19 protein-coding genes are annotated in these 22,072 nt (G+C 65.3%); 7 read left to right on the forward strand and 12 right to left on the reverse strand.

From position 1 onward, the window contains the following. Window positions 1–105: 105 nt before the first annotated feature. Window positions 106–3,738, forward strand: a complete 3,633-nt coding sequence (locus ACE10Z_RS38485; protein ID WP_375785345.1) for an indolepyruvate ferredoxin oxidoreductase family protein — start codon at window positions 106–108, stop codon at window positions 3,736–3,738. Here ACE10Z_RS38485 and mctP read toward each other — a convergent pair. The 4 genes from mctP to ACE10Z_RS38505 all read right to left on the reverse strand — a co-directional run bounded on the left by mctP (window position 3,709) and on the right by ACE10Z_RS38505 (window position 7,671). Next, the gene (mctP, locus tag ACE10Z_RS38490) at window positions 3,709–5,199 is read right to left on the reverse strand and encodes a monocarboxylate uptake permease MctP (RefSeq protein ID WP_375785346.1); all 1,491 of its coding nucleotides are present in this window, start codon (window positions 5,197–5,199) and stop codon (window positions 3,709–3,711) included. The two genes, ACE10Z_RS38485 and mctP, sit on opposite strands and share 30 nt — an antisense overlap. Window positions 5,200–5,209: 10 nt before the next feature. After that, window positions 5,210–5,395, reverse strand: a complete 186-nt coding sequence (locus ACE10Z_RS38495) for a DUF3311 domain-containing protein (RefSeq protein WP_050628491.1) — start codon at window positions 5,393–5,395, stop codon at window positions 5,210–5,212. A gap of 149 nt (window positions 5,396–5,544) precedes the next feature. Continuing rightward, the gene (locus ACE10Z_RS38500) at window positions 5,545–6,516 is read right to left on the reverse strand and encodes a tripartite tricarboxylate transporter substrate binding protein (protein WP_375785347.1); all 972 of its coding nucleotides are present in this window, start codon (window positions 6,514–6,516) and stop codon (window positions 5,545–5,547) included. A gap of 243 nt (window positions 6,517–6,759) precedes the next feature. Then, window positions 6,760–7,671 (reverse strand): LysR family transcriptional regulator, encoded by a 912-nt coding sequence (locus tag ACE10Z_RS38505; RefSeq protein ID WP_375785348.1) that lies wholly within the window; start codon window positions 7,669–7,671, stop codon window positions 6,760–6,762. Between the two features lie 143 nt (window positions 7,672–7,814). On the opposite strand from ACE10Z_RS38505, the gene ACE10Z_RS38510 reads away from it, so the two are divergent. The 3 genes from ACE10Z_RS38510 to ACE10Z_RS38520 all read left to right on the forward strand — a co-directional run bounded on the left by ACE10Z_RS38510 (window position 7,815) and on the right by ACE10Z_RS38520 (window position 11,542). Beyond that, window positions 7,815–8,963: an HlyD family secretion protein gene (locus tag ACE10Z_RS38510; protein WP_375785349.1), complete on the forward strand. Its 1,149-nt coding sequence runs from the start codon at window positions 7,815–7,817 to the stop codon at window positions 8,961–8,963. A gap of 473 nt (window positions 8,964–9,436) precedes the next feature. Continuing rightward, the gene (locus tag ACE10Z_RS38515) at window positions 9,437–11,047 is read left to right on the forward strand and encodes an MDR family MFS transporter (RefSeq protein WP_375785350.1); all 1,611 of its coding nucleotides are present in this window, start codon (window positions 9,437–9,439) and stop codon (window positions 11,045–11,047) included. 36 nt (window positions 11,048–11,083) lie between these two features. Continuing rightward, entirely contained in the window at window positions 11,084–11,542 is a 459-nt protein-coding gene (locus tag ACE10Z_RS38520) for a carboxymuconolactone decarboxylase family protein (RefSeq protein ID WP_194458547.1), read from the forward strand. Window positions 11,543–11,720: 178 nt separating this feature from the next. Here the strand turns inward: ACE10Z_RS38520 and ACE10Z_RS38525 are convergent, their stop codons facing one another. The 7 genes from ACE10Z_RS38525 to ACE10Z_RS38555 form a co-directional block, all read right to left on the reverse strand. After that, window positions 11,721–12,581, reverse strand: coding sequence for a D-amino-acid transaminase (locus tag ACE10Z_RS38525; RefSeq protein ID WP_375785351.1), 861 nt, complete (start codon window positions 12,579–12,581; stop codon window positions 11,721–11,723). Between the two features lie 168 nt (window positions 12,582–12,749). Then, window positions 12,750–13,481 (reverse strand): amino acid ABC transporter ATP-binding protein, encoded by a 732-nt coding sequence (locus ACE10Z_RS38530; protein WP_298371510.1) that lies wholly within the window; start codon window positions 13,479–13,481, stop codon window positions 12,750–12,752. Between the two features lie 191 nt (window positions 13,482–13,672). Further along, window positions 13,673–14,365, reverse strand: a complete 693-nt coding sequence (locus tag ACE10Z_RS38535) for an amino acid ABC transporter permease (protein ID WP_298371512.1) — start codon at window positions 14,363–14,365, stop codon at window positions 13,673–13,675. 2 nt (window positions 14,366–14,367) lie between these two features. Beyond that, complete coding sequence (locus ACE10Z_RS38540; RefSeq protein ID WP_375785352.1) at window positions 14,368–15,099, reverse strand: amino acid ABC transporter permease; 732 nt, start codon at window positions 15,097–15,099, stop codon at window positions 14,368–14,370. 167 nt (window positions 15,100–15,266) lie between these two features. Continuing rightward, window positions 15,267–16,178 (reverse strand): amino acid ABC transporter substrate-binding protein, encoded by a 912-nt coding sequence (locus tag ACE10Z_RS38545; protein ID WP_375785353.1) that lies wholly within the window; start codon window positions 16,176–16,178, stop codon window positions 15,267–15,269. A gap of 28 nt (window positions 16,179–16,206) precedes the next feature. Next, window positions 16,207–17,070, reverse strand: a complete 864-nt coding sequence (locus tag ACE10Z_RS38550; protein ID WP_375785354.1) for an alpha/beta fold hydrolase — start codon at window positions 17,068–17,070, stop codon at window positions 16,207–16,209. After that, window positions 17,067–17,483 carry a hypothetical protein gene (locus ACE10Z_RS38555; RefSeq protein ID WP_375785355.1) on the reverse strand — a complete coding sequence of 139 codons (417 nt, stop codon included), beginning with the start codon at window positions 17,481–17,483 and terminating at the stop codon, window positions 17,067–17,069. Before ACE10Z_RS38555 ends, ACE10Z_RS38550 begins: the two co-directional genes overlap by 4 nt. 419 nt (window positions 17,484–17,902) lie before the next feature. On the opposite strand from ACE10Z_RS38555, the gene ACE10Z_RS38560 reads away from it, so the two are divergent. The 3 genes from ACE10Z_RS38560 (at window position 17,903) to ACE10Z_RS38570 (ending at window position 21,004) form a co-directional block, all read left to right on the forward strand. Then, entirely contained in the window at window positions 17,903–18,850 is a 948-nt protein-coding gene (locus tag ACE10Z_RS38560) for a tripartite tricarboxylate transporter substrate binding protein (protein ID WP_375790027.1), read from the forward strand. 153 nt (window positions 18,851–19,003) lie between these two features. After that, window positions 19,004–19,489 (forward strand): tripartite tricarboxylate transporter TctB family protein, encoded by a 486-nt coding sequence (locus tag ACE10Z_RS38565; RefSeq protein ID WP_375785356.1) that lies wholly within the window; start codon window positions 19,004–19,006, stop codon window positions 19,487–19,489. A 6-nt stretch (window positions 19,490–19,495) separates the two neighbouring features. Beyond that, window positions 19,496–21,004 (forward strand): tripartite tricarboxylate transporter permease, encoded by a 1,509-nt coding sequence (locus ACE10Z_RS38570; protein WP_375785357.1) that lies wholly within the window; start codon window positions 19,496–19,498, stop codon window positions 21,002–21,004. A 210-nt stretch (window positions 21,005–21,214) separates the two neighbouring features. Here the strand turns inward: ACE10Z_RS38570 and ACE10Z_RS38575 are convergent, their stop codons facing one another. After that, window positions 21,215–22,060: an IclR family transcriptional regulator gene (locus tag ACE10Z_RS38575; RefSeq protein WP_375785358.1), complete on the reverse strand. Its 846-nt coding sequence runs from the start codon at window positions 22,058–22,060 to the stop codon at window positions 21,215–21,217. Window positions 22,061–22,072 lie beyond the last annotated feature (12 nt).

The raw sequence follows: 22,072 nt of genomic DNA on the forward strand, positions 1-22,072 counted from the left end.
AATATACCGAAACTGAGGTCTCTTGAGAATAGATAGGTAAGACCTACCAGACACACAGGCATAGCGTTGCCCCATCAGACATCGCGATTCCCGGAGGGGTCAGTCATGGGCCAGATGCCGCTGCTCGACGCCTACCAGCTGTCCGAGCGCTACAGCCGCGAACGCGGCCGCGTCTTCCTCACCGGCACGCAGGCGATCGTGCGCATCGCGCTCGATCAGATCAGGCGCGACCGCGCGAGCGGCCTCAACACCGCGGGCTTCATCTCAGGCTATCGCGGCTCGCCGCTCGGCGGTGTCGATCTGGAACTGTGGAAGATCGGCGAGTTGCTGAAAGAGAGCCGCATCGAATTCCTGCCCGCCGTCAACGAGGACCTCGCGGCCACCGCCGTGCTCGGCTCGCAGCAGGTCGAGACGCAGAGGGATCGAAAGGTCGATGGCGTGTTCGGGCTGTGGTACGGCAAGGGTCCCGGCGTCGATCGCTCCGGCGATGCGCTGAAGCACGGCAATGCCTATGGCTCCTCGCCGCATGGCGGCGTGCTCGTCGTCGCCGGCGACGACCATGGCTGCGTGTCGTCATCGATGCCGCACCAGTCCGACGTCGCCTTCATGAGCTGGTTCATGCCGACGCTGCATCCGGCCGATGTCGGCGAGTATCTCGCGTTCGGCGAATACGGCTATGCGCTGAGCCGGTTCTCCGGCATGTGGATCGGCTTCAAGGCGATCTCGGAGATCGTCGAATCCGGCGCCTCGGTCGAACTGCGGCCGCCGCACGTGTTCGCGCAGCCGGATTTCGTGCCGCCGCCCGGCGGCCTGCATTATCGTTGGCCGGATCTGCCGGGGCCGCAGATCGAGGAGCGGCTGGAGGCGAAGAAGCACGCGGTCTACGCTTTTGCAAAAGCCAATCCGATCGACCGCCGCATCTACGACATCAAGGACGCGACCTACGGCATCGTCACCACGGGCAAGGCGCATCTCGATCTGATGGAGGCGCTGCGGCTGGTCGGGCTCGACGAAGCCGCATGCCGCCGCTTCGTGATCGACATCTACAAGGTCGGCATGGTGTGGCCGCTCGCGTTGCACGACGCGATGGAGTTCGTGAAGGGCAAGCGCGAGATCCTCGTGGTCGAGGAGAAGCGCGGCATCATCGAGAGCCAGTTCAAGGAATATTTCTACGACTATCCCGGCTCCAAGCCGGAGCGGATGGTCGGCAAGCATGACGAGCGAGGGGCGCGACTGATCTCCTGGACCGGCGAATTGTCGCCGCTGATGCTGGCCGATGTGCTGGCGCGGCGGCTTGATCCGATGTTTCCGGACTTGCAGCTCGCCCGCCGCGTCGCTGCGCTCGTGCCGGAGCAGAACCGCATGATCGTGGTGCCGGGCGCGACGCGCACACCGTATTTCTGCTCGGGCTGCCCGCACAACACGTCGACAAAGGTGCCCGAAGGTTCGAAAGCGCTGGCCGGCATCGGCTGCCATTTCATGGCGAGCTGGATGGACCGCGAGACCTCGTCGCTGATCCAGATGGGCGGCGAAGGCGTCAACTGGGCGGCCTCGTCGAAATTCACCGGCAACAGCCATGTGTTCCAGAATCTCGGCGAAGGCACCTACTATCACTCCGGCTCGATGGCGATCCGGCAGGCGATCGCGGCCAACGCCAACATCACCTACAAGATCCTGTTCAACGACGCGGTCGCGATGACCGGCGGCCAGCCGGTCGACGGCCCGGTCAGCGTGCAGGCGATCGCGCACAGCGTCCGCGCCGAGGGCGTCGCGCGGATCGCGCTGGTCTCGGACGATGCCGCGCAGTTCTCGCCGGCTGACCTGCCCGCCGGCGTCACCATCCACCCGCGCGAGGAGATGGACGCCGTGCAGCGCGAGCTGCGCGAAATTCGTGGCGTCACCGTGCTGATCTATCAGCAGACCTGCGCCACCGAGAAGCGGCGGCGGCGCAAGCGCGGCACGATCAAGGATCCGGCGCGCTTCGCCTACATCAACGACCTCGTCTGCGAGGGCTGCGGCGACTGCTCGGTGGAGTCGAACTGCCTCAGCGTCGAGCCGAAGGAGACGCCGTTCGGCCGCAAGCGCAAGATCAACCTCTCGACCTGCAACAAGGATTTTTCCTGCCTCAACGGTTTCTGCCCAAGCTTCGTCACCATCGAGGGCGGTACGCGGCGGGCGAAGGGCGCGAGCGCGATCGACCCGCTGGCACGCGCCGCCGCACTTCCGGCGCCGGAGCTTGCGGCACTCGACAAGCCCTACGATCTGCTGGTCACCGGCGTCGGCGGCACCGGCGTCATCACGGTCGGCGCGCTGATCGCGATGGCCGCGCATCTCGAGGGCCGCGGCGTCTCGGTGCTCGACTTCACCGGCTTCGCCCAGAAATTCGGCCCCGTTCTGAGCTATCTGCGGCTCGCGGCTCTGCCCGAGGCGCTGCACCAGGTGCGGATCGACCAGGGCGCGGCGGATGCGCTGATCGGCTGCGATCTCGTGGTGAGCTCGTCGGCCAAGGCCTCCGGCACCTATCGCAAGGGCATGCGCGCGGCGGTCAACACCGCTGAGATGCCGACCGGCGACGTGGTGCGCTTCCGCGACGCCGACCTCGCCTCGCCGGTTCGCTTGCGCGCGATCGAGCGGGTGATCGGATCAGGCAACCTCACCGCGCTCGACGCCAACGCGCTGGCCGAACGGCTGCTCGGCGACAGCGTCTATGCCAACATCATGATGCTCGGCTTTGCCTGGCAGCAGGGCCTGGTGCCGGTGTCGCTGGACGCACTGACCCGCGCGATTGAACTGAACGGCGTCGCCATCGAGCGCAACAAGCAGGCGCTGGCCTGGGGCCGGCTCGCCTTTGCCGATCCGGAGTTTTTGCCGAAGGCCGAGACCGCCGATCGCAACACGCCCGAGACCCTGGAGCAGATGATCGCGCGGCGCGCAGACTTTCTTCGTGACTATCAGAACGAGGCCTATGCCGCGCGCTATCGCGCCACGGTCGACCGCGTCCGCCACGCCGAGGCCGCGCTCGGCAACTGCCGCGACGAAGGTGCGCCCCCTCTCCCGCCTGCGGGTGGGGGTTTCTCCACGAGTCGTGACGCGGAGAGTGCCCCCACCCGCAACGCATCTGGCGATGCGTTACGGCCTCCCCCGCAAGCGGGAGAGGCGGACGGAGCGCACGGTAAGACCGAGTTCCCCCTGACCGATGCCGTCGCACGGTCGCTGTTCAAGCTGATGGCGTACAAGGACGAATACGAGGTGGCGCGGCTGCATATGCAGACCGGCTTCCTCGAGACCCTCAAGCGCGAGTTCGATGGAGACTTCACGGTGCAATACCATCTCGCGCCGCCGCTGTTGCCGGCACGACCGGATGCACGCGGCCGGCCACGCAAGCGCGCGTTCGGCCAGTGGATCCAGACGCCATTCCGCTTGCTGGCACGGCTCAAGGGGGTGCGCGGCACGCCGTTCGACGTATTCGGTTACACCGCGGAGCGTCGCGCCGAGCGCGAGCTGATCACCTGGTACGAGACGCTGATCGAGACCATGCTCAGCAAGCTCGATGCCGCGCGGCTGCCCGATCTCGTCGCTCTGGCAAAGGCGCCGATGGAGATCCGCGGCTATGGGCCGGTGAAGGATGAAGCGATTGAGAAGACCAGGGCGGAGGTGGCGCGGCTGACCGCGCTTCTCACCTCCGCCCCGTCAGATACGTACGACGGCTCAGGCCGCCGCGCCGCGCTTGGCGGGTGAGATCAAGCCGACCACGACGGTCGCAATCACGGCCACCACGATGTTGAGCAGCAGCGCGCCGAGGCCGACATAGAAGGTGTAGCTGGAATCGCCGAGCGAGATGCTGGCGAGCGGCTTCAGCCCGTTGCTCCAGGCCGTGTAGGTGCCCCAGCCGATGCCGACCGCCCAGCCGAGCAACAGCGCTTCGGCGCGGAACCAGACGGTGAACAGGCCGAACACCAGCGACGGCAGCGTCTGCACGATCCAGAGGCCGCCGAGCAGTTGCAGGTCGAGCGCATATTGCGTCGGCAGGAACAGGATGAAGGCGAGCGCGCCGACCTTCACCACCAGCGAGGTGATCTTGGCCACCGACGCCTCACCGGCATGCGAGATGTCCGGATTGACATAGGACTTCCAGACATTGCGGGTGAACAAATTGGCGGCGCCGATGCTCATCACCGCCGCCGGCACCAGCGCGCCGATCGCGATCGCGGAGAACGCGAAGCCCGCGAACCATTCCGGGAACAAGGTCTTGAACAGCATCGGCACCACGTCGTTCGGCGACGTCACCTTGATGCCTGCGGCATGGGCCATGTAGCCGAGCAGCGCGATCAGGCCGAGCAAGAGCGTATAGGCCGGCAGCAGGATTGCGTTCTTGCGGATGGTATCCGCCGACTTCGAGGCGAAGATACCGGTCAGCGTGTGCGGATACATGAAGGCAGCCAGCGCCGAGCCGAGCGCCAGCGTCGCATAGGGCAGATACTGCCCGGGCTTCAGCGTCAACCCGGTGGCGCCGCCCTTGGCCGTGAAGGCGTCGTTGGCGGCGGAGAACACCGCACCATAGCCGCCGAGCTTGGACGGCACCACGACCACGGCCGTCAGCACCACGATGTAGATCATGATGTCCTTGACGAAGGCGATCAACGCCGGCGCGCGCAGGCCGGAGCTGTAGGTATAGAGCGCAAGGATCACGAAGGCGGCGATGATCGGCAGTTCGCCGGTCAGGCCCATCGCCTTGATCACGACCTCCATGCCGATCAGCTGCAACGCGATGTAGGGCATGGTCGCGACCAGGCCGGTCAGCGCCACCGCGAGCTCGAGGCTGCGCGAGCCATAGGCGCCGTGGACGACATCCGCAGCCGTGACGTAGCCGTTGGCATGCGCCTTCTTCCACAGCACCGGCATCACCGCGAACACGAAGGGATAGACGATGATGGTGTAGGGCAGCGCGAAGAAGCCGTAGGCGCCGACCGCGTAGACCAGCGCCGGCACCGCGATCACCGTGTAGGCGGTGTAGAAGTCGCCGCCGACCAGGAACCAGGTGATCCAGGTGCCGAACTGGCGGCCGCCGAGACCCCACTCGTCGAGATGCTCGCTGACCGGGCCGGATTTCCAGCGCGCGGCGAAGAAGCCCATCACGGTGACGAGGGCGAAGAAGAAGATGAAGACGGAGAGCGCAACCCAGGAGATGTGATCGGTCATGGCTGCCCCCTCACCGCTGCTCGTCGGCGTCAGGCCGCCGGCTGCGATAGACCAGCCAGATCAGCAGCGAGGAGATCGGCACCCAGGCGAGTTGGTACCAGTAGAAGAAGGGAAAGCCGAACAGCGAGGGCTCGGCGAAATTGTAGAACGGCACCCACAGCAAGCCGATAAACGGCAGCAGCAACAGAATCCACATGGCTCACTCCCCAGCCCGAGGCTTGATCCAAACCGGCGGTGTTGCCGGCGTCCCGTCATCAAGAACCCCAGGAACCATTTGTTGCGTCTAGAATCACGGTTACGGCATGGCGATGCAAAAAGACGTGATCGCCATGCCGAGCGGGCAGCCTACTCCGCCCTGATGCCCGCGTCTTGGATCACCTTGCGCCAGCGCGCCTCCTCAGCCGTGAAGTAGCGGTCGAGCTCCGCCGGGGGTGATGCCACCATCACGAGGCCCTCATTGGCGCTGAGCTTCCTGAAGGCCTCCGCCTGCACAGACTTGGCCGCGGATTTGTTGAGGCGGTCGATGATCTCGGGCGGCGTGTTCGCAGGTGCGTAAAGGCCGTACCAGGATTCCGCTGAATAGCCCGGCACACCGGCTTCGGACACCGTCGGCAATTGCGGGAACGACGCCGAACGCTCGGCCGAGGTCACTCCGATCGCACGCAGCTGCCCGGCCTCGACCAGCGACGCACAGCTTGCCACCGTCGTGAACATCACCTGGATCTGGCCGCCCAGGAGGTCGGTGATCGCGGGCGCCGCGCCCTTGTAGGGCACGGTGGTGAGATTGACGGAAGCCATGTGCTTGAACAATTCGCCGGCCAGATGCGCCGAGGTGCCGGTGCCGTAGGTCCCGTAGGACAGTTTCTCCGGATCGGCCTTCGCAGCCGCAATCAGATCGGCGATCGACCTGATCGGCGAAGCCGGATTGACCACGACGACATTGAACGAGCGCGCCACCAGCGCCACCGGCGCAAGATCCTTGTGCGCGTCGTAGGGCAGCTTGGCGTAAAGGCTCGGATTGACCGCGTTGGCGAAGGTCGCCATCAGCAGCGTGTAGCCGTCGGCCGGACTCGTGGCGACGCTCTGCGTGCCGATGATGGTGCCCGCCCCCGGCTTGTTCTCGATGATGACGGTGACGCCGAGATCCTTCTGCATCTCCTGCGCCAGCGTGCGCGCCACGACATCCGTGCCGCCGCCCGGCGCGAACGGCACCACGATCTTGACGACGTGGTCAGGATAGCCGGCGCGCGCCGGCGCGTGCAGCAGCACATTTGCTGCGATCGCGAACAGGATGGAGGTCAGGACGCGAAGCAGCATGGCAGGCTCCGGGCGGCAGATGAGGCCACATTCATACACGCCGGCGCCATGCAAGGATGCCGGGTGGTCATGACATGCGGAAGAAGCGCTGCGCTGCCAGACCCGTCATCCTGAGGAGCGCGGAACGCGCGTCTCGAAGGATGCACGGCCACCGACGGGCCGTCGACCCTTCGAGACGCGCGCAAGTGCGCGCTCCTCAGGGTGACGGAGATAGATTTGAGTGCGCGGTTCTCTCCACTTTCTTCACGAATACGGATTGATCAGCTTCTGCTGCTCGGTGGCGTGATGCACCAGGAGATCGATGAAGACGCGGACCTTCGCCGAGAGGTGATGGCGGTGCGGGTAGATCGCGTTCATCGTCAGCTCGACCGGCCGGTATTCGGGCAGCAGCCGAACCAGCTTCCCCGATTCGAGTTCGTCCCGGACCAGGAAGCCCGCCGCGAGGAACACGCCGACGCCGGCGAGCGCCGCGAGTTTCAGCGTCTCGCCGCTGTTGGAGACGAGATTACCCGCCACCCTCACCGCTGCCGGCGCGCCTTTGCGGTCGACGAAATGCCACTCGTCGCCGAACGGGTAGTTGATATGGCGAACGCAGTTGCGGGTCGTGAGATCGGCGAGCTGTTCCGGTTTGCCGTGCGCCGCGACGTAGTCGTGCGAGCAGCACAGCACGTGCCGCCAGGTGGCGATGCGGCGCACGATCAGCGCGGAATCGCGCGGCTGGATCATCTGCACGGCGAGATCGAAATTTTCGTCGAGCAGGTCGGCCGAGCGCTCGCCGATCATCAGGTCGATCTTGACCTCGGGGTAGGTCGCCAGGAACTCGGTGACCGTCGACGACAGGAACTGGACCAGATGGGTGTTGGTGAAGATGCGCAGCGTGCCGCGCGGCACCGATTGCTGCGCGCCCGCGATGTCGTCGGCCTGCTCGATGTCGGCGAGGATCTGGATGCAGCGCTCGTAATAGGCCTGACCGACCTCGGTGAGGCTGACCTTGCGCGTGGTGCGGTTGAGCAGCCGGGCCCCGAGCCGGTCTTCCAGCGACTGGACGTGATTGCTCACCATCGTCGTGGACATGTTGAGCTTGCGGCCGGCGGCGGAAAAGCCGCCGGAATCCACGACCCGGACGAAGGCGGTCAAACTGGTCAGGCGATCCATGTAACAAGGTCCGGATTATCAGCGCTGGCTTGATAATGCTTCCAGTTTTATCGGGATTATCACAGCGGGGAGGACATTGCATCTAAGGGGCCGTATCCGGCGCCCTTTCTGGAAGGGCGCGAATGTTCGGCCTGGAGGATGTCATGTCGACCACCACCTATGTCCCTGAAGAATCGGCTAAAATCGGCCTCCGCCCGTCGCGGCGGACGGTCAAGCGGGTGGCCATCGGGCTCGCCGCCGTGCTCGGCATCGCCGTGGCCAGCGACTTTGGCTACGACTACCTCACCACCGGCCGCTACCTTGAATCCACCGACGACGCCTATGTGAAGGCGGACTCCACGATCATCGCGCCGAAAGTGTCGGGCTACATCGCCCGCGTTCTGGTCACCGACAACCAGCCGGTGAAGGCCGGTCAGCTGCTGGCCGAGATCGACGACCGCGATTACCGCACCGCGCTCGGCCAGGCCAAGGCCGATGTCGACGCGGCCGAAGCATCAGTCCGCAACCTCGATGCGCAGATCGCCTTGCAGCGCCCGATCATCGACCAGCAAACCGCCGATGTCGCCGCCGCCGAAGCCAACCTGAAATTCGCGCAGGAGGAGCAGGTTCGCTCCGATGGGCTGATGAAGACCGGCTCCGGCACCATCCAGCGCGCCCAGCAGACCGACGCTGCGCTGCGCGCCAGCACCGCGCAACTGCAGCACTCGAAATCGGGCCTGCTCGCCGCCGAGCGCAAGATCGAGGTGCTCACCACCCAGCGCGCGCAGGCCGTGGCGCAAGTCGACCGTGCCCGTGCGGTCGAACAGCAGGCCGAGCTGAACCTGTCCTACGCACGCATCACCGCCCCGGTCGACGGCACGGTCGGCGCCCGCACGCTCCGCGTCGGACAATACGTGCAGGCCGGCACCCAGCTGATGGCGGTGGTGCCGCTCGATGCGGTCTATGTGGTTGCCAATTTCAAGGAGACGCAGCTCACCAATGTGCGCAACGGCCAGCCGGTCGAGCTCACCGTCGACAGCTTTCACGGCACCACGCTGAAGGGCCATGTCGACAGCCTGTCGCCGGCCAGCGGCCTCGAATTCGCGCTGCTGCCGCCCGACAACGCCACCGGCAACTTCACCAAGATCGTGCAGCGCGTGCCGGTCAAGATCGTGCTCGACGATCACAGCCTCACCGGCCTCTTGCGGCCGGGCATGTCGGCGATCCCGACCGTCAACACCAAGGCAACCGTGCTGGCCGAGCGTGAAGAGAAGCGCCGTGTAGCGTCGGCGGCGCGGCCGAGCGGCGGCTAGCGCCCAACATTACTTCGGCAGGCTTGGCGCGATCGATCACCGCATCGGTGATCGATCGCGTTTTGCTGTGTCCGCTGCGCGACGCCAGTTCTTCATGCCGCGATCACCGGCGGAAAGGCTCCCTCCCCCCTTGTGGGGACCTTGTGGGGGAGGGTTGGGGAGAGGGGTGCCGCTTGCGCTGACGCTTGTTGGTTTGCGATGACGCCGCTGCCACTGGCCACGCGCACGGCACAATTGAAGCAGCTCTCGCGAACTTCTGTCGTCAGCGCCCGGGGCCACCCCTCTCCCCACCCTCTCCCACAAGGGGAGAGGGAGCCTGAGAGAAGTGCTCACCTCACTCGTCGACACCGCGGCGGGCCGCAATCGCAGCGACGTCGATTATCAAACACGACGGGACAATCCTTTCGGTCTTTCCCGGATTATCGAAACCGGCCGCCTAATACATCTTATCCGGGCAAGCAAGGACGACCCCGATGACCGCACTCCAGCCCACAGCCAACGCCGCCGATCTCCCTGCCCCCGCAACGCCGGCGGCGCCGGCGATCCCGACCAAAACCTGGATCGCGGTGATCGGCGCCACGCTCGGCGCCTTTATGGCGGTGCTCAACATCCAGATCGTCAATGCCTCGCTTGCCGACATTCAAGGCGGCATTGGCGCGGGCATCGATGACGGCGGCTGGATCTCGACCTCCTACCTGATCGCCGAGATCGTGGTGATCCCGCTCTCCGGCTGGCTCGCCCAGGTGTTCTCGGTGCGCATCTATCTGCTCACCAATGCGTTCCTGTTCCTGGTGTTCTCAGGGGCCTGCGCGCTGGCGCAGGACCTGCCGCAGATGATCGCGCTGCGCGCGGTGCAGGGCTTCACCGGCGGCGTGCTGATCCCGATGGCATTCACGCTGATCATCACCCTGCTGCCCAAGGCGAAGCAGCCGATCGGGCTTGCGCTGTTCGCGCTGTCGGCGACGTTCGCGCCGGCGATCGGCCCGACCATCGGCGGCTATCTCACCGAGAACTGGGGCTGGCAGTACATCTTCTATGTCAATCTGGTGCCCGGCGCCGTGATGATCGCGATGCTGTATGTCTCGCTCGATCCGAGCCCGATGAAGCTGTCGCTGATCCGCCAGGGCGACTGGCTCGGCATCATCACCATGGCGATCGGGCTTGCCGCGCTGCAGACCGTGCTGGAAGAGGGCAACAAGGACGACTGGTTCGGTTCGCCCTTCATCGTCCGCCTGTCGGTGATCGCAGCCGTCGCGCTGGTCGCCTTCCTGATCGTCGAGTTCACCGTCGAGAAGCCGCTGCTTAATCTGCGCCTGCTCGCCCGCCGCAATTTCGGCTTCGGCATGCTGGCCAACTTCCTGCTCGGCATCGCGCTGTACGGCTCGGTGTTCATCCTGCCGCAATACCTGTCGCGCATCCAGGGCTACAACGCCGAGCAGATCGGCATGGTGCTGGCCTGGACCGGCCTGCCGCAGCTCGTGCTGATCCCGCTGGTGCCGCGGCTGATGCAGCGCTTCGACCCCCGCATCGTCATCGGCATCGGATTTGCGCTGTTCGCCGGTTCCAACTTCATGAACATCTACATGACCAACGACTATGCGGCCGATCAGCTGCTGTGGCCCAACGTGGTCCGTGCCGTCGGCCAGGCGCTGGCATTCGCGCCGCTGTCGGCGGTTGCGACGGCCGGAATTGAGGCGGAGAATGCCGGATCGGCGTCAGCGTTGTTCAACATGATGCGCAACCTCGGCGGCGCCATCGGCATTGCCGCGCTGCAGACACTGCTGACCAAGCGCGAGCAGTATCATTCCAACGTGCTGATGCAGTCGGTCTCCATGCTGGAACAGGCAACCCGAACGCGGATCGAGGGATTGACCCAGTATTTCCTGAACCACGGCGTTGCCGATCCGGCCGCCGCCACCCACCGCGCGATCGCGGCGATCGGCAATGTCGTGCAGAAGCAGGCCTACATCCTCGCCTTCAGCGACACCTTCTATTTGCTCGGCGTGGCGCTGATCGTGGCGCTGGTGGCGGCGCTGTTCCTGAAGAAGCCGGGCCAGCTCGCTGGCGGCGGCGGTGCACACTAGCCCTTTTCACTGACCCCATAACCAAGGAGAATGACCATGAAGCCCCGCATGAATTTCTACCAGGCCGCCCCCGAGACGATCAAAGCGCTGGTTGCAGTCGAAGGCCAGATCACCGCAAGCGGCCTCGAGCAATCGCTGATCGAGCTGGTCAAGACCCGCGCCTCGCAGATCAACGGCTGCGCCTACTGCATCAACATGCACACCGAGGACGCCCGCAAGCACGGCGAGACCGAGCAGCGGCTCTATCTGCTCAACGCCTGGCGCGAGTCGCCGCTCTACAGCGAGCGCGAGCGCGCGGCGCTGGCCTGGACCGAAGCGCTGACGCTGGTTGCAGAGACGCATGCGCCCGACGCCGACTACGAGGCGGTGCGCGCGCAGTTCACGGACAGCGAGCTGGTCAACCTGACCACGCTGATCGGCGCCATCAACGCCTGGAACCGGATCGCGATCGGCTTCCGCGCGGTGCATCCGGTGAAGGTGAAGGTCGCGGCGTGAGGGCGATCTGTTTCCCCGTCATCCTGAGGTGCGAGCGCAGCGAGCCTCGAAGGATGCACGGCCACAGTCGGGCCGTCGACCCTTCGAGGGCCACCTCAGGGTGACGGATTGAGATGACCGGCATCGGCCATCTCTCGAAGGGAGATAGATTGCCGGGTCAAGCCCGGCAGTGACGGTTCTAAACCGCCGTCGCGCGGGCGAACTCGACATAGATCTGGCGCAGGCGGTCGGTGATCGGGCCGACCTTGCCGCTGCCGACCTGCTTGCCGTCGATCGCGACCACGCCCTGCACGAACACCGAGGCGCTGGTGATGAAGGCTTCCTTGGCGGCGAGCGCTTCCTCGACCGTGAAGGCGCGCTCCTCGATGCGAAGCTGGCGCTCCTCGGCGAGCTTGACCACCGCCTTGCGGGTGCAGCCGGGCAGGATCTCGTTGCCGTTCTGCCGGGTCACGATGACGTCGTCCTGGGTGACGATGAAGGACGAGGACGAGCCGCCCTCGGTGACCTTGCCGTCCTCGATCATCCAGGCCTCGCCGGCGCCGGCAGCGGCCGCGGCCTGCTTGGCCAGCACCTGGGCCAGCAGCGCCACGCTCTTGATGTCGCGCCGCTCCCAGCGGATGTCGGGCACCGTGATCACGTTGATGCCGGTCTTGGCCGACGGCGCATTGATGATGTCCTTTTCCGAGGTGAACATCACGAGCGTCGGCTTGACGTCGGCCTTCGGGAAGGCGAAGTCGCGCCCCTTGTCGGCGCCGCGGGTGACCTCGAGATAGACCATGCCGTTGACGAGGTCGTTGCGCTTGACCAGCTCCTTCTGGATCTCCTCGATCCGCTCCAGCGTCTCCGGGAGCGCGAGCTGGATCTCGCCGACCGAGCGCTTGAGCCGGGCCAGATGCGAGGCGTTGTCGATCAGCTTGCCCTCGAGCACCGCCGCCACCTCGTAGATGCCGTCGGCGAACAGGAATCCGCGGTCGAACACCGAGACCTTGGCCTCCGAATGCGGCACGAACGAGCCGTTGACGTAAGCGATCTTTTCCACGCGAGTTCTCCTGCGGACGAAGGGGGTTTCAGGCCTTCGTATACGCAAATTGTTAACGGGGATAAAGCCTTCCGACGGGCGCCCGTGAACTGCGCAAATCCACTACCGTCATCCCCGCGCAAAGGCTTCGCCTTTGCGCGGGGATGACGGGTTTGGCCGATGCGCAGTCTAGTGCTGCAAGATCTTCGACAGGAACTTCTGCGCGCGGTCGCTGCGCGGCGTGCCGAAGAAGTCGGCCTTCTTGGCGTCCTCGACGATCTCGCCGCGGTCCATGAAGATGACGCGGTCGGCGACCTTGTTGGCAAAGCCCATCTCGTGGGTCACCACCATCATGGTCATGCCCTCGCGGGCGAGGTCGACCATGACGTCGAGCACCTCGCTGATCATCTCGGGGTCGAGCGCCGAGGTCGGTTCGTCGAACAGCATCGCGATCGGGTCCATCGCCAGCGCGCGGGCGATCGCGACGCGCTGCTGCTGACCGCCGGACAATTCGGCGGGAAACTTCTTGGCGTGGTCCTTCAGCCCGACGCGGTCCAGCAGCTTCATGCCCTTGGCGGTGGCATCATCATGCTTGCGGCCCAGCACCTTCTCCTGCGCGAGGCGGAGATTGTCGATGATCCGCAAGTGCGGAAACAGCTCGAAGTGCTGGAACACCATGCCGACGCGGGAGCGCAGCTTCGGCAGGTCGGTCTTCGGATCGTTGACCTTGATGCCGTCGAGCGTGATGTCGCCGTCCTGGATCGGCTCCAGCGCGTTGACGCATTTGATCAGGGTCGACTTGCCGGAGCCGGACGGGCCGCAGACCACGACCACCTCGCCCTTGGCGACGCTGGTGGTGCAGTCCTTCAGCACCTGGAAGGTCGGCCCGTACCATTTATTGACGTGATTGATCTCGATCATGTTTGACTCAGGCGTTGCAGCGAGCGCGCTTTCACCTCTCCCATTGGGAGAGGTCGGCGCGCAGCGCCGGGTGAGGGGTTACGGTCCATCGATGGAGCAAAACCTCTCACCCGGATCGCTGACGCGATCCGACCTCTCCCTATGGGAGAGGTGAAGGGGTTCGTGCCCTGAACAATCATTCGCATGAGCATCTACCGAACAATGGCGATCCGCGCCTGCAGGCGGCGGACGCCAAAGGACGCGACACAGGAAATGACGAAGTAGACCAGCGCGGCGAACAGGTACATTTCGACCAGGCGGCCGTCGCGCTGCGCGACCTTGCTGGCGGCGCCGAGGAAATCAGGGATCGACAGCACGTAGACCAGCGAGGTGTCCTGGAACAGCACGATGGTCTGTGTCAGCAGCACCGGCAGCATGTTGCGGAACGCCTGCGGCAGCACGACGTAGCGCATCGACTGCGCGTAGGTCAGGCCGAGCGCGCTGGCCGCGGCCGGCTGGCCGCGCGAGATCGACTGGATGCCGGCGCGCATGATCTCGGAGAAATAGGCCGCCTCGAATGCGACGAAGGTGATCAGCGAGGAGGCGAAGGCGCCGACCGAGATCGGCCGCGACGCGCCGGTCAGCCACTGCCCGATGTAAGGCACCAGGAAGTAGAACCAGAAGATCACCAGCACCAGCGGCAGCGAGCGGATGAAGTCGACATAGAAGCCCGCGATGCGCCCGAGCACCTTGTAGCTCGACAGCCGCATCAGGGCGATCAGGGTGCCGAACACGAGGCCGCCGAACGCGGCGAGCGCCGTCAAGGTCAGCGTGAAGCGCATCCCCTCCAGGAACAGATAGGGCAGCGAGCGGCGGATGACGTCGAAATCGAGATTGCCGAGCATCGTCATTTGCCCGTGATGTAGCCGGGGATCGCGACATAGCGCTCGAGGAAGCGCATCGCGGTGACCACGACGAAATTGAGGAGAAGATAGAGCACGGTTGCCGCGGTGAACGCCTCGAACACCTGGAACGAAAACTCCTGCATCGAGCGCGCCTCGCCGGTCAGTTCGATCAGACCGATGGTGATGGCGACCGCGCTGTTCTTGATGGTGTTGAGGAACTCGGAGGTCAGCGGCGGCAGGATGATGCGGAACGCCATCGGCAGCAGCACGTAGCGATAGGTCTGCACCGTGGTGAGCCCGAGCGCGGTCGAAGCCTGCTTCTGGCCACGCGGCAGCGAGCCGATGCCGGCCTGCAATTGCACGGCGACGCGCGCCGACATGAAGAGGCCGACGCCGACCGCGGCCGTCCAGAACGGCGCGTTCGGCAGCTGCTTCAGCCACAGCCCGGCGGATTTCGGCAGCAGCTCGGGCAGCACGAAGAACCACAGGAAGAGCTGCACCAGGAGCGGCATGTTGCGGAAGAACTCGACCCAGCAGAAGCCGATCCACGACGCCGTCCGCGACGGCAGCGTGCGCAGCACGCCGATCACCGTGCCGGAGACCAGCGCGATGATCCAGGCGAGCACCGACACCTTGACGGTGACCACCAGTCCCGACAGCAACAGGTCGAGATAGGTGCCGGTCCCCATCGGGTTCGGCTCGAGAAAGATGTGCCAGTTCCAATTGTAGTTCACGGGTCCCCCGCGCTCTCGCGCCGATCACGCATTACGCCGACATCACGCGCGGCATCTATGCAAATGTCCGGCCATTTTCCTCCAAAAATGGCCGGACATTCCTAGTTCTCTGGTCCCTCACGGTGAGGAGGCGCATGGCGCCGCCCGAACCATGAGGGCTCAGCAGCTTACTTGTACGAATCCGGATCCGGCGAGTCCGACGGCTTGGCGAACTCGTGCTTCAGCTCCGGCCCGAGCTCGACATTGAGGGTCAGACCCTTCGGCGGAATCTTCTGCATGAACCACTTGTCGTAGATCTTCTCGCCTTCGCCGCTGGTGTAGAGCGCGGCGGTGGCGGCGTCGACGACCTTCTTGAACGGCGCGTCATCCTTGCGCAGCATGATGCCGTAGGGCTCCGGCTTGGAGAACGCGTCCTTGGAGATCACGTAGTCGCCCGGCGACTTCGAGCCGGCGACGAGGCTCGCGAGCAGGATGTCGTCCATCACGAAGGCGACCGCGCGGTCGGTCTCGACCATCAGGAAGGCTTCGGCATGGTCCTTGGCCGGAATGATGTTGGCGCCGAGGCCGCGCGCGACATTGGCCTCGGTGAGCTGCTTGATGTTGGTGGTGCCCGCGGTCGAAACCACGTTCTTGCCCTTGAGGTCGTCGATCGACTTCAACCCGCTCGACTTCTTGAAGACGTAGCGGCTGGCGGTCAGGAAGTGGGTGTTGGTGAACCAGACCTGCTTCTGGCGCTCGGCATTGTTGGTGGTCGAGCCGCATTCGAGGTCGACGGTGCCGTTGGCCATCAGCGGAATACGCGTCGCCGAGGTGACCGGGTTGAGCTTGACCTCGAGCTTGTCGAGCTTCAGCTCCTTCTTCACGGCATCGACGATCTTGTAGCAGATGTCCATCGCGTAGCCGACGGGCTTCTGGTTGTCGTCGAGATAGGAGAACGGGATCGAGGAATCGCGGAAGCCGAGCGTGATCGCGCCGGTGTCCTTGATGTTCTTCAGGGTTCCGGTCAGCTCCTCGGCCTGCGCCTGGCTCGCGCCGAGCGCGGCGGCGAGCGCGAAGCCGATGAGATATTTGCGTGTCATACGTCTACTCCTTCGTGGAAACGTCAATTTACTGCGTGAGAATCTCGGCGAGGACGGGTGCGATGTAGCGGCGAAACTGTTCCGGATTCTCGCTCATCGGAAAATGACCGAGCTTTTCCATGATCGTGACGCTGGCGCCCCCTATTGCCGCTGCCGTCCGCCTCGTGTCCTCGGGCGTGCAGGAGAAATCATACTCGCCCGTGAGAAGATAGAGCCTGCATACTTTAGTATCGATTGACGCGATCCGGCCGCGCAGGTCGCCGTCGACACGGTAGAAATAGAGGTCGCCCTTGAACACGCCGGGGCCGCCCTGCTTGTAGGCCCACAGCGTTTCCATCCGCGCAGGCGCCGGGCTCTGCGGCGCAATCAGCCCCGACACCAGCGCGGCGCAGACTTCGCCGCCGTGAACGTCGGGGCGGTTCAGCCAGTCGGTGTCATACCACGGCGCCTGGAAATCGGCAGCCTCCAGCCCGATCAGCGCGCGGAACTCGGCGGCATGTTCGATCGCAAGGTTGAGCACGATGCGGCCGCCGATCGAGCAGCCCATCACGACAGGCTTCTCCAGCCCCAACGCACGGCAGAAGGCGCGGATGGTCTCGGTGTAGCCCGCGGTGGTGAGTTGGTATTCATCGCCGGTCCAGCTTTTCGGCGGATTCGACTTGCCATGCCAGGGCAGATCGAAGGCAATGACGCGGAAATTTTCGGCAAATTGCGCGTCTGCGAGCAGATGCCGCCACTGCCGCGCGTCTGATCCCGCGGTGTGCAGGCAGACCAGCGGAATGCCCTTGCCGTTCTCCTCGAAATAGATCCGGTGCAGCTCGCCGCCGATCTCGACGTGGACGTAGCGGCCGACCATCGGCTCGATATGACCGTTCATGATCGTGCCGCTCATGATACGGCCGCCGCGAAATGCTGCCGCGGCAGCGCCAGCAGGTCCTTGAAGTATTGCAGGTGCGCCATGAAGGGATGCAGATCGCCTTCCAGCACCGCCTCGCCGCGCTTGGTCAGCGCCAGGAGATCGTGCCAGCCGGGTCTCGGCTCGGCCTGCCAATACGCGGCCCAGGCCTGCGGCGTCGCGCGATAGGCAAAGCGCCACGAGCGCATCAGGACCGGCGAGGGCACGAGCTCGACGATGCGCCCAGTGCGGATCGCGGCGTGAAACGGCCGCGCCATCGGGCCGAGCAGGCAGTCGCAATCGAGCAGCCGCCCGCGCGAGACCAAGAGAGGCGCCTGGTCGAGCAATGCGGGAATGCCGGCAAACGCCGTCGTCACAGCGTCGTCGGTGGCGTCAGGCGATAGCGTCATCTGTCGGGGAGGTTTTCCTGCGGCGGACGCCCCATGATGACCGGAAGGGCGCGATCCCGCAAGGCGCCGATGCCCTTGGATACCCTTGGGTTCCCTGGATTATACGCTTGACCAGACGCGGCTTGCCGGTCAGGCGCGGAGCGGCGCGCCCTCCCCGCATGCCGCCAGGAACTGCCAATAGCTGCCAATCCGTCAGACCAAAGGCCGATTGAATTCCGCGGCTCGGCACGTTGCGGCAAGTCGCGGCAGGCCAATTGTCGCAGCCGCCGCCTTCGCTCTTCCGTTGCCCACCCGGTTCTGTCCAATGCGCTCTTACGTCCCTGCGACGACAGGGACGATCTGCCAACACCGAACAAGACATGGCCGCGATCGAACGCGGCCGCACGGGAGAGATCGAGATGTCGCACCGCAATTCCTTGATGGTCCTGCTCGCCGCCGCCGGCATGCTGGTGTCAACAGCGGTGCAGGCGCAGGAGTATCCGACCAAGCCGATCACGCTGATCGTGCCGTGGCCGGCGGGCGGCTCGACCGATATCTCGATGCGCGCGATCGCCGAGAGCGCCTCGAAGGTGCTGGGCCAGCCGATCGCGGTCGACAACAAGGCGGGCGGCGGCGGCACCGTGGGCCCCGCGACCATGGCCGCCGGCGCCAAGCCCGACGGCTACACCATCGCGCAGATTCCGATCACGGTGTTCCGCCTGCCCTTGATGCAGGACGTGTCATGGGATCCGGCGAAGGACTTCTCCTACATCGTCCACCTCACCGGCTACACCTTCGGCGTCACCACCAATGCGGAGTCGCAGTTCAAGACCTGGCAGGACGTGGTCGATTTCGCCAAGAAGAATCCGGGCAAGGTGACCTATGCGACGCCGGGCACCGGCACCTCGCTGCATATCGGCATGGAGCAGATCGCCTTGATGGCCGGCGGGATCAAGCTGACCCAGGTGCCGTTCAAGGGCGGCGCCGAGACCAACGCCGCAGTGCTCGGCCAGCACACCATGCTGCAGGCCGACTCCACCGGCTGGCGGCCGCTGGTCGACGCCGGCAAGCTCCGCCTGTTGATGGTGTGGACCGGCGCGCGCTCGCCGAACTATCCCGACGTGCCGACGCTCAAGGAGCTCGGCTATCCCATGATCTACGATTCGCCGTTCGGCATCGCCGGCCCCAAGGGCATGGATCCCAGGATCGTGGCCAAGCTGCACGATGCCTTCAAGAAGGCGATCGAGGATCCGGCGGTGATCGCAACGCTCGCCAAATACGACATGGTGCCGAACTACAAGAACACCGAGGACTACAGGAAGTTCGTGGTCGAGGTCACCGAGTCCGAGCGCAAGGTGATCGACACGCTCGGGCTAACGAAGAAGTAGGTCCAAGTCCGCCACATACACTGGCGTCATCCTGAGGTGCGAGCCGCGCTTGCGGCTCGCCTCGAAGGATGGACCGAGGCACCGTCGCCCTTCGAGGGCGTCGCTTCGCGCCGCCACCTCAGGGTGACGATACAAAAAGCGGAAACATCGCGCATGAACAACGACACCAACGTCAAACTCCGTCTCAACAACTCCGAGCTCTGGGGCGGGCTGATCGGGCTCGCGCTCGGCGGCTTCGTGATCTGGTCGGGGCTCAAGCTCAAGCTCGGCACCATCAACGATCCCGGCTCCGGCTACGTGCTGTTCTACACGGGCATCCTGATGTGCGTGTTCGCGATCTCGATCATCCTCGCGGCGGTCACCGAGGGCGGCCCGACCTTCGCCTCGCGCTGGGAGAACGCGCGCTGGGGCAAGCCGGTCCTCGTCATCGTCTGCCTCGCCGCCTTCGCCTTTGCGCTGGAGCCGCTGGGCTTCCTGCTGTCGGCGATCCCGCTGATGCTGTTGCTGCTCCGCGTGATCGATCCGGTGCGCTGGTCGCTGGCGATCCCGTTGTCCATCCTTGCCCCGCTCGGGATGTGGTGGGTGCTGAAGCACCTGCTCGCGATCCAGTTGCCGAGCGGCCTGTTCGAGATCGGTTGAGCGCCCATGGATACTCTCGTCAACGTCGCCCACGGCCTCGGCGTCGCGCTGCTGCCGGTCAATCTGCTCTATTGCTTCATCGGCGTGTTCATCGGCACGCTGGTCGGCGTGCTGCCCGGCATCGGCCCGATCTCGGCGATGTCGTTGCTGCTGCCGGTGACGCTGTCAGGCACGCCGGAGTCCGGCATCATCATGATGGCCGGCATCTATTACGGCTCGATGTATGGCGGCTCGACCACCTCGATCCTGGTCAACATCCCCGGCGAAGCCGCCTCCGTCGTCACCTGCATCGACGGCCACCAGATGGCGAAACAGGGCCGTGCCGGCCCTGCGCTCGGCATCTCCGCGTTCGGCTCCTTCATCGCCGGCACCTTCTCGCTGGTCGCCCTGATGCTGGTGGCGCCCTCGCTCGCCAGCGTCGCGATCGCGTTCGGCCCGGCCGAATATTTCAGCTTGATGGTGCTCGGCCTCGTCGTGCTGACCTTCCTGACGCAAGGCTCGATGGCCAAGGCGCTGCTGATGGCCTGCATCGGTGTCGTGCTCGGCCTGGTCGGGCTCGACAGCATCACCGCGCAGCCGCGGCTGACCTTCGGCCGCATCGAGCTGATCGACGGCATCGGTCTCGTGCCTGTGGTGATGGGCCTGTTCGGCGTCGCCGAGGTGCTGCTCAACACCGAGCAAGCGATCAAGCGCGACATCATCAAGACCAAGATCACCCAGCTGCTGCCAAGCAAGGAGGACTGGAAGGCCAGCAGCGGGCCGGTGGCGCGCGGCACCGTACTCGGCTTCTTCCTCGGCATCCTTCCCGGCGGCGGCGCCGTGGTGGCGTCGTTCGCGTCCTATGCGCTGGAGAAGCGGCTCTCGAAGCATCCGGAGCGCTTCGGCCATGGCGCGATCGAGGGTGTCGCGGGGCCGGAATCGGCCAACAATTCCGCGGCCGGCGGCGCCTTCATTCCGCTGATGACGCTCGGCATCCCGCCGAATGTGGTGATGGCGCTGCTGCTCGGCGCCTTCGTGATCCACGGCCTGCAGCCGGGACCGCTGATGATCTCGCAGAACCCGACGCTGTTCTGGGGCATTGTCGCCAGCATGTATATCGGCAACCTGATGCTGCTGGTGCTCAATCTGCCGATGATCGGCATGTGGGTGCAGCTGCTGCGGCTGCCCTACAATGTCCTGTTCCCGCTGATCATCCTGTTCACGATCATCGGGGTCTACTGCTCCAGCAACAACGTATTCGACGTCCATGTCATGATCGCGTTCGGCGTGATCGGCTATTTCATGCGCAAGCTCGGCTACGAGCCTGCGCCACTGGTGCTGGCCTTCGTGCTCGGGCCGATGCTGGAGAACAACCTGCGCAAGTCGCTGATCCTCTCGCAGGGCGATCTCATGACCTTTGTGGAGCGGCCGATCTCGGCGGTCTGCCTCGCCTTCGCGCTGGTGCTGCTGGTCGGCCCGCTGCTGCCGTCACTGCGCAGGAAGCGCGAGCTGGTGGCGCTGGATGAGGGGGCTTAGTGGGTGATTGGGCGAGGTTGAGCTGCGGCCGCGTCGAAGCTGCGCTCCCTCTCCCCGTTCTTACGGGGAGAGGGTTGGCGTGAGGGGCCGTCTCCGCGGAAGCGGTGATAGCTGTGTTCGCGGAGGCTCCCCCTCACCCGCAACGCATCTGACGATGCGTTGCGGCCTCTCCCCGCGCGCGGGGAGAGGCGAAGGAGAGCGCGGCACCATTCACCCCGTCTTCACCGGACGCGCGTTCTTCGGCGCCTGGGCCATCGCGCGGGCCAGCACCTGGGCTTCCTTCTTCAGCATGTCGGCGAGCTCGCTTTCGCGGCGGCGGATGCGGTCGGATGCCGCGCCGATCGAGAGCGCGGCGACCACCTCGCCGGCATCGTCGCGGACCGGAACGCCGACGCCGCCCATGCCGGGGAATGCAGCGTCGATCAGCACCGTGTGGCCGGCCTTGCGTGCGATCGCGATCCGCTCGCGCAGGAATTTTGGCGTGATGCGCGGCGATTTCGCCAGCCGCGGCACGATCACCTCGATCACGGCCTCGATCTCGGCGTCCGGCAGCCAGACCAGGAGCGCCAGCGCGCCGGCGCCGACCCCGAGCGGACGGCGGCTGCCGATCTGCAGATAGTTCGGTTGCAGCGGATGGCTGCCGACCGAGCGCGCCAGATACAGCGCCTCGACGCCGGAGCGCACCGACAACAGCGCCGTATCGGCCGAGCGCTCCGACAGCCGGAGCAGGCTCGGCTGCGCCAGTTCGGCGATGTCGACCGAGCGGCGCGCGCCGACCGCCATCACCCGCGCCTCCTGGCCGAGCTCATAGGTCTTGGCCCCAGTGACCCGGCTGACGAAGCCTTCCTCGATCAACGAGTTGAGGATACGCAGCGCGGTCGCCTTGTTCAGCGAGGTGGTGTCGGCGATGTCGGTCAGCCGCAGCGGCGAGCGCTGCGCCAGCACGCGCAGGATCGCGCAGACCTTCTGGATCGCGTTGAACTTGTCGGGTTGGCCCGGCTCCGGCGGCGGCCTCTTGCGGCTGGTCCGTGCGGTCGCAGTCGTGGAGGCGTTCATGCCTTGATCTTC

Source organism: Bradyrhizobium sp. Pha-3, assembly GCF_042258615.1.
In the GTDB taxonomy this organism is placed as follows: domain Bacteria; phylum Pseudomonadota; class Alphaproteobacteria; order Rhizobiales; family Xanthobacteraceae; genus Bradyrhizobium.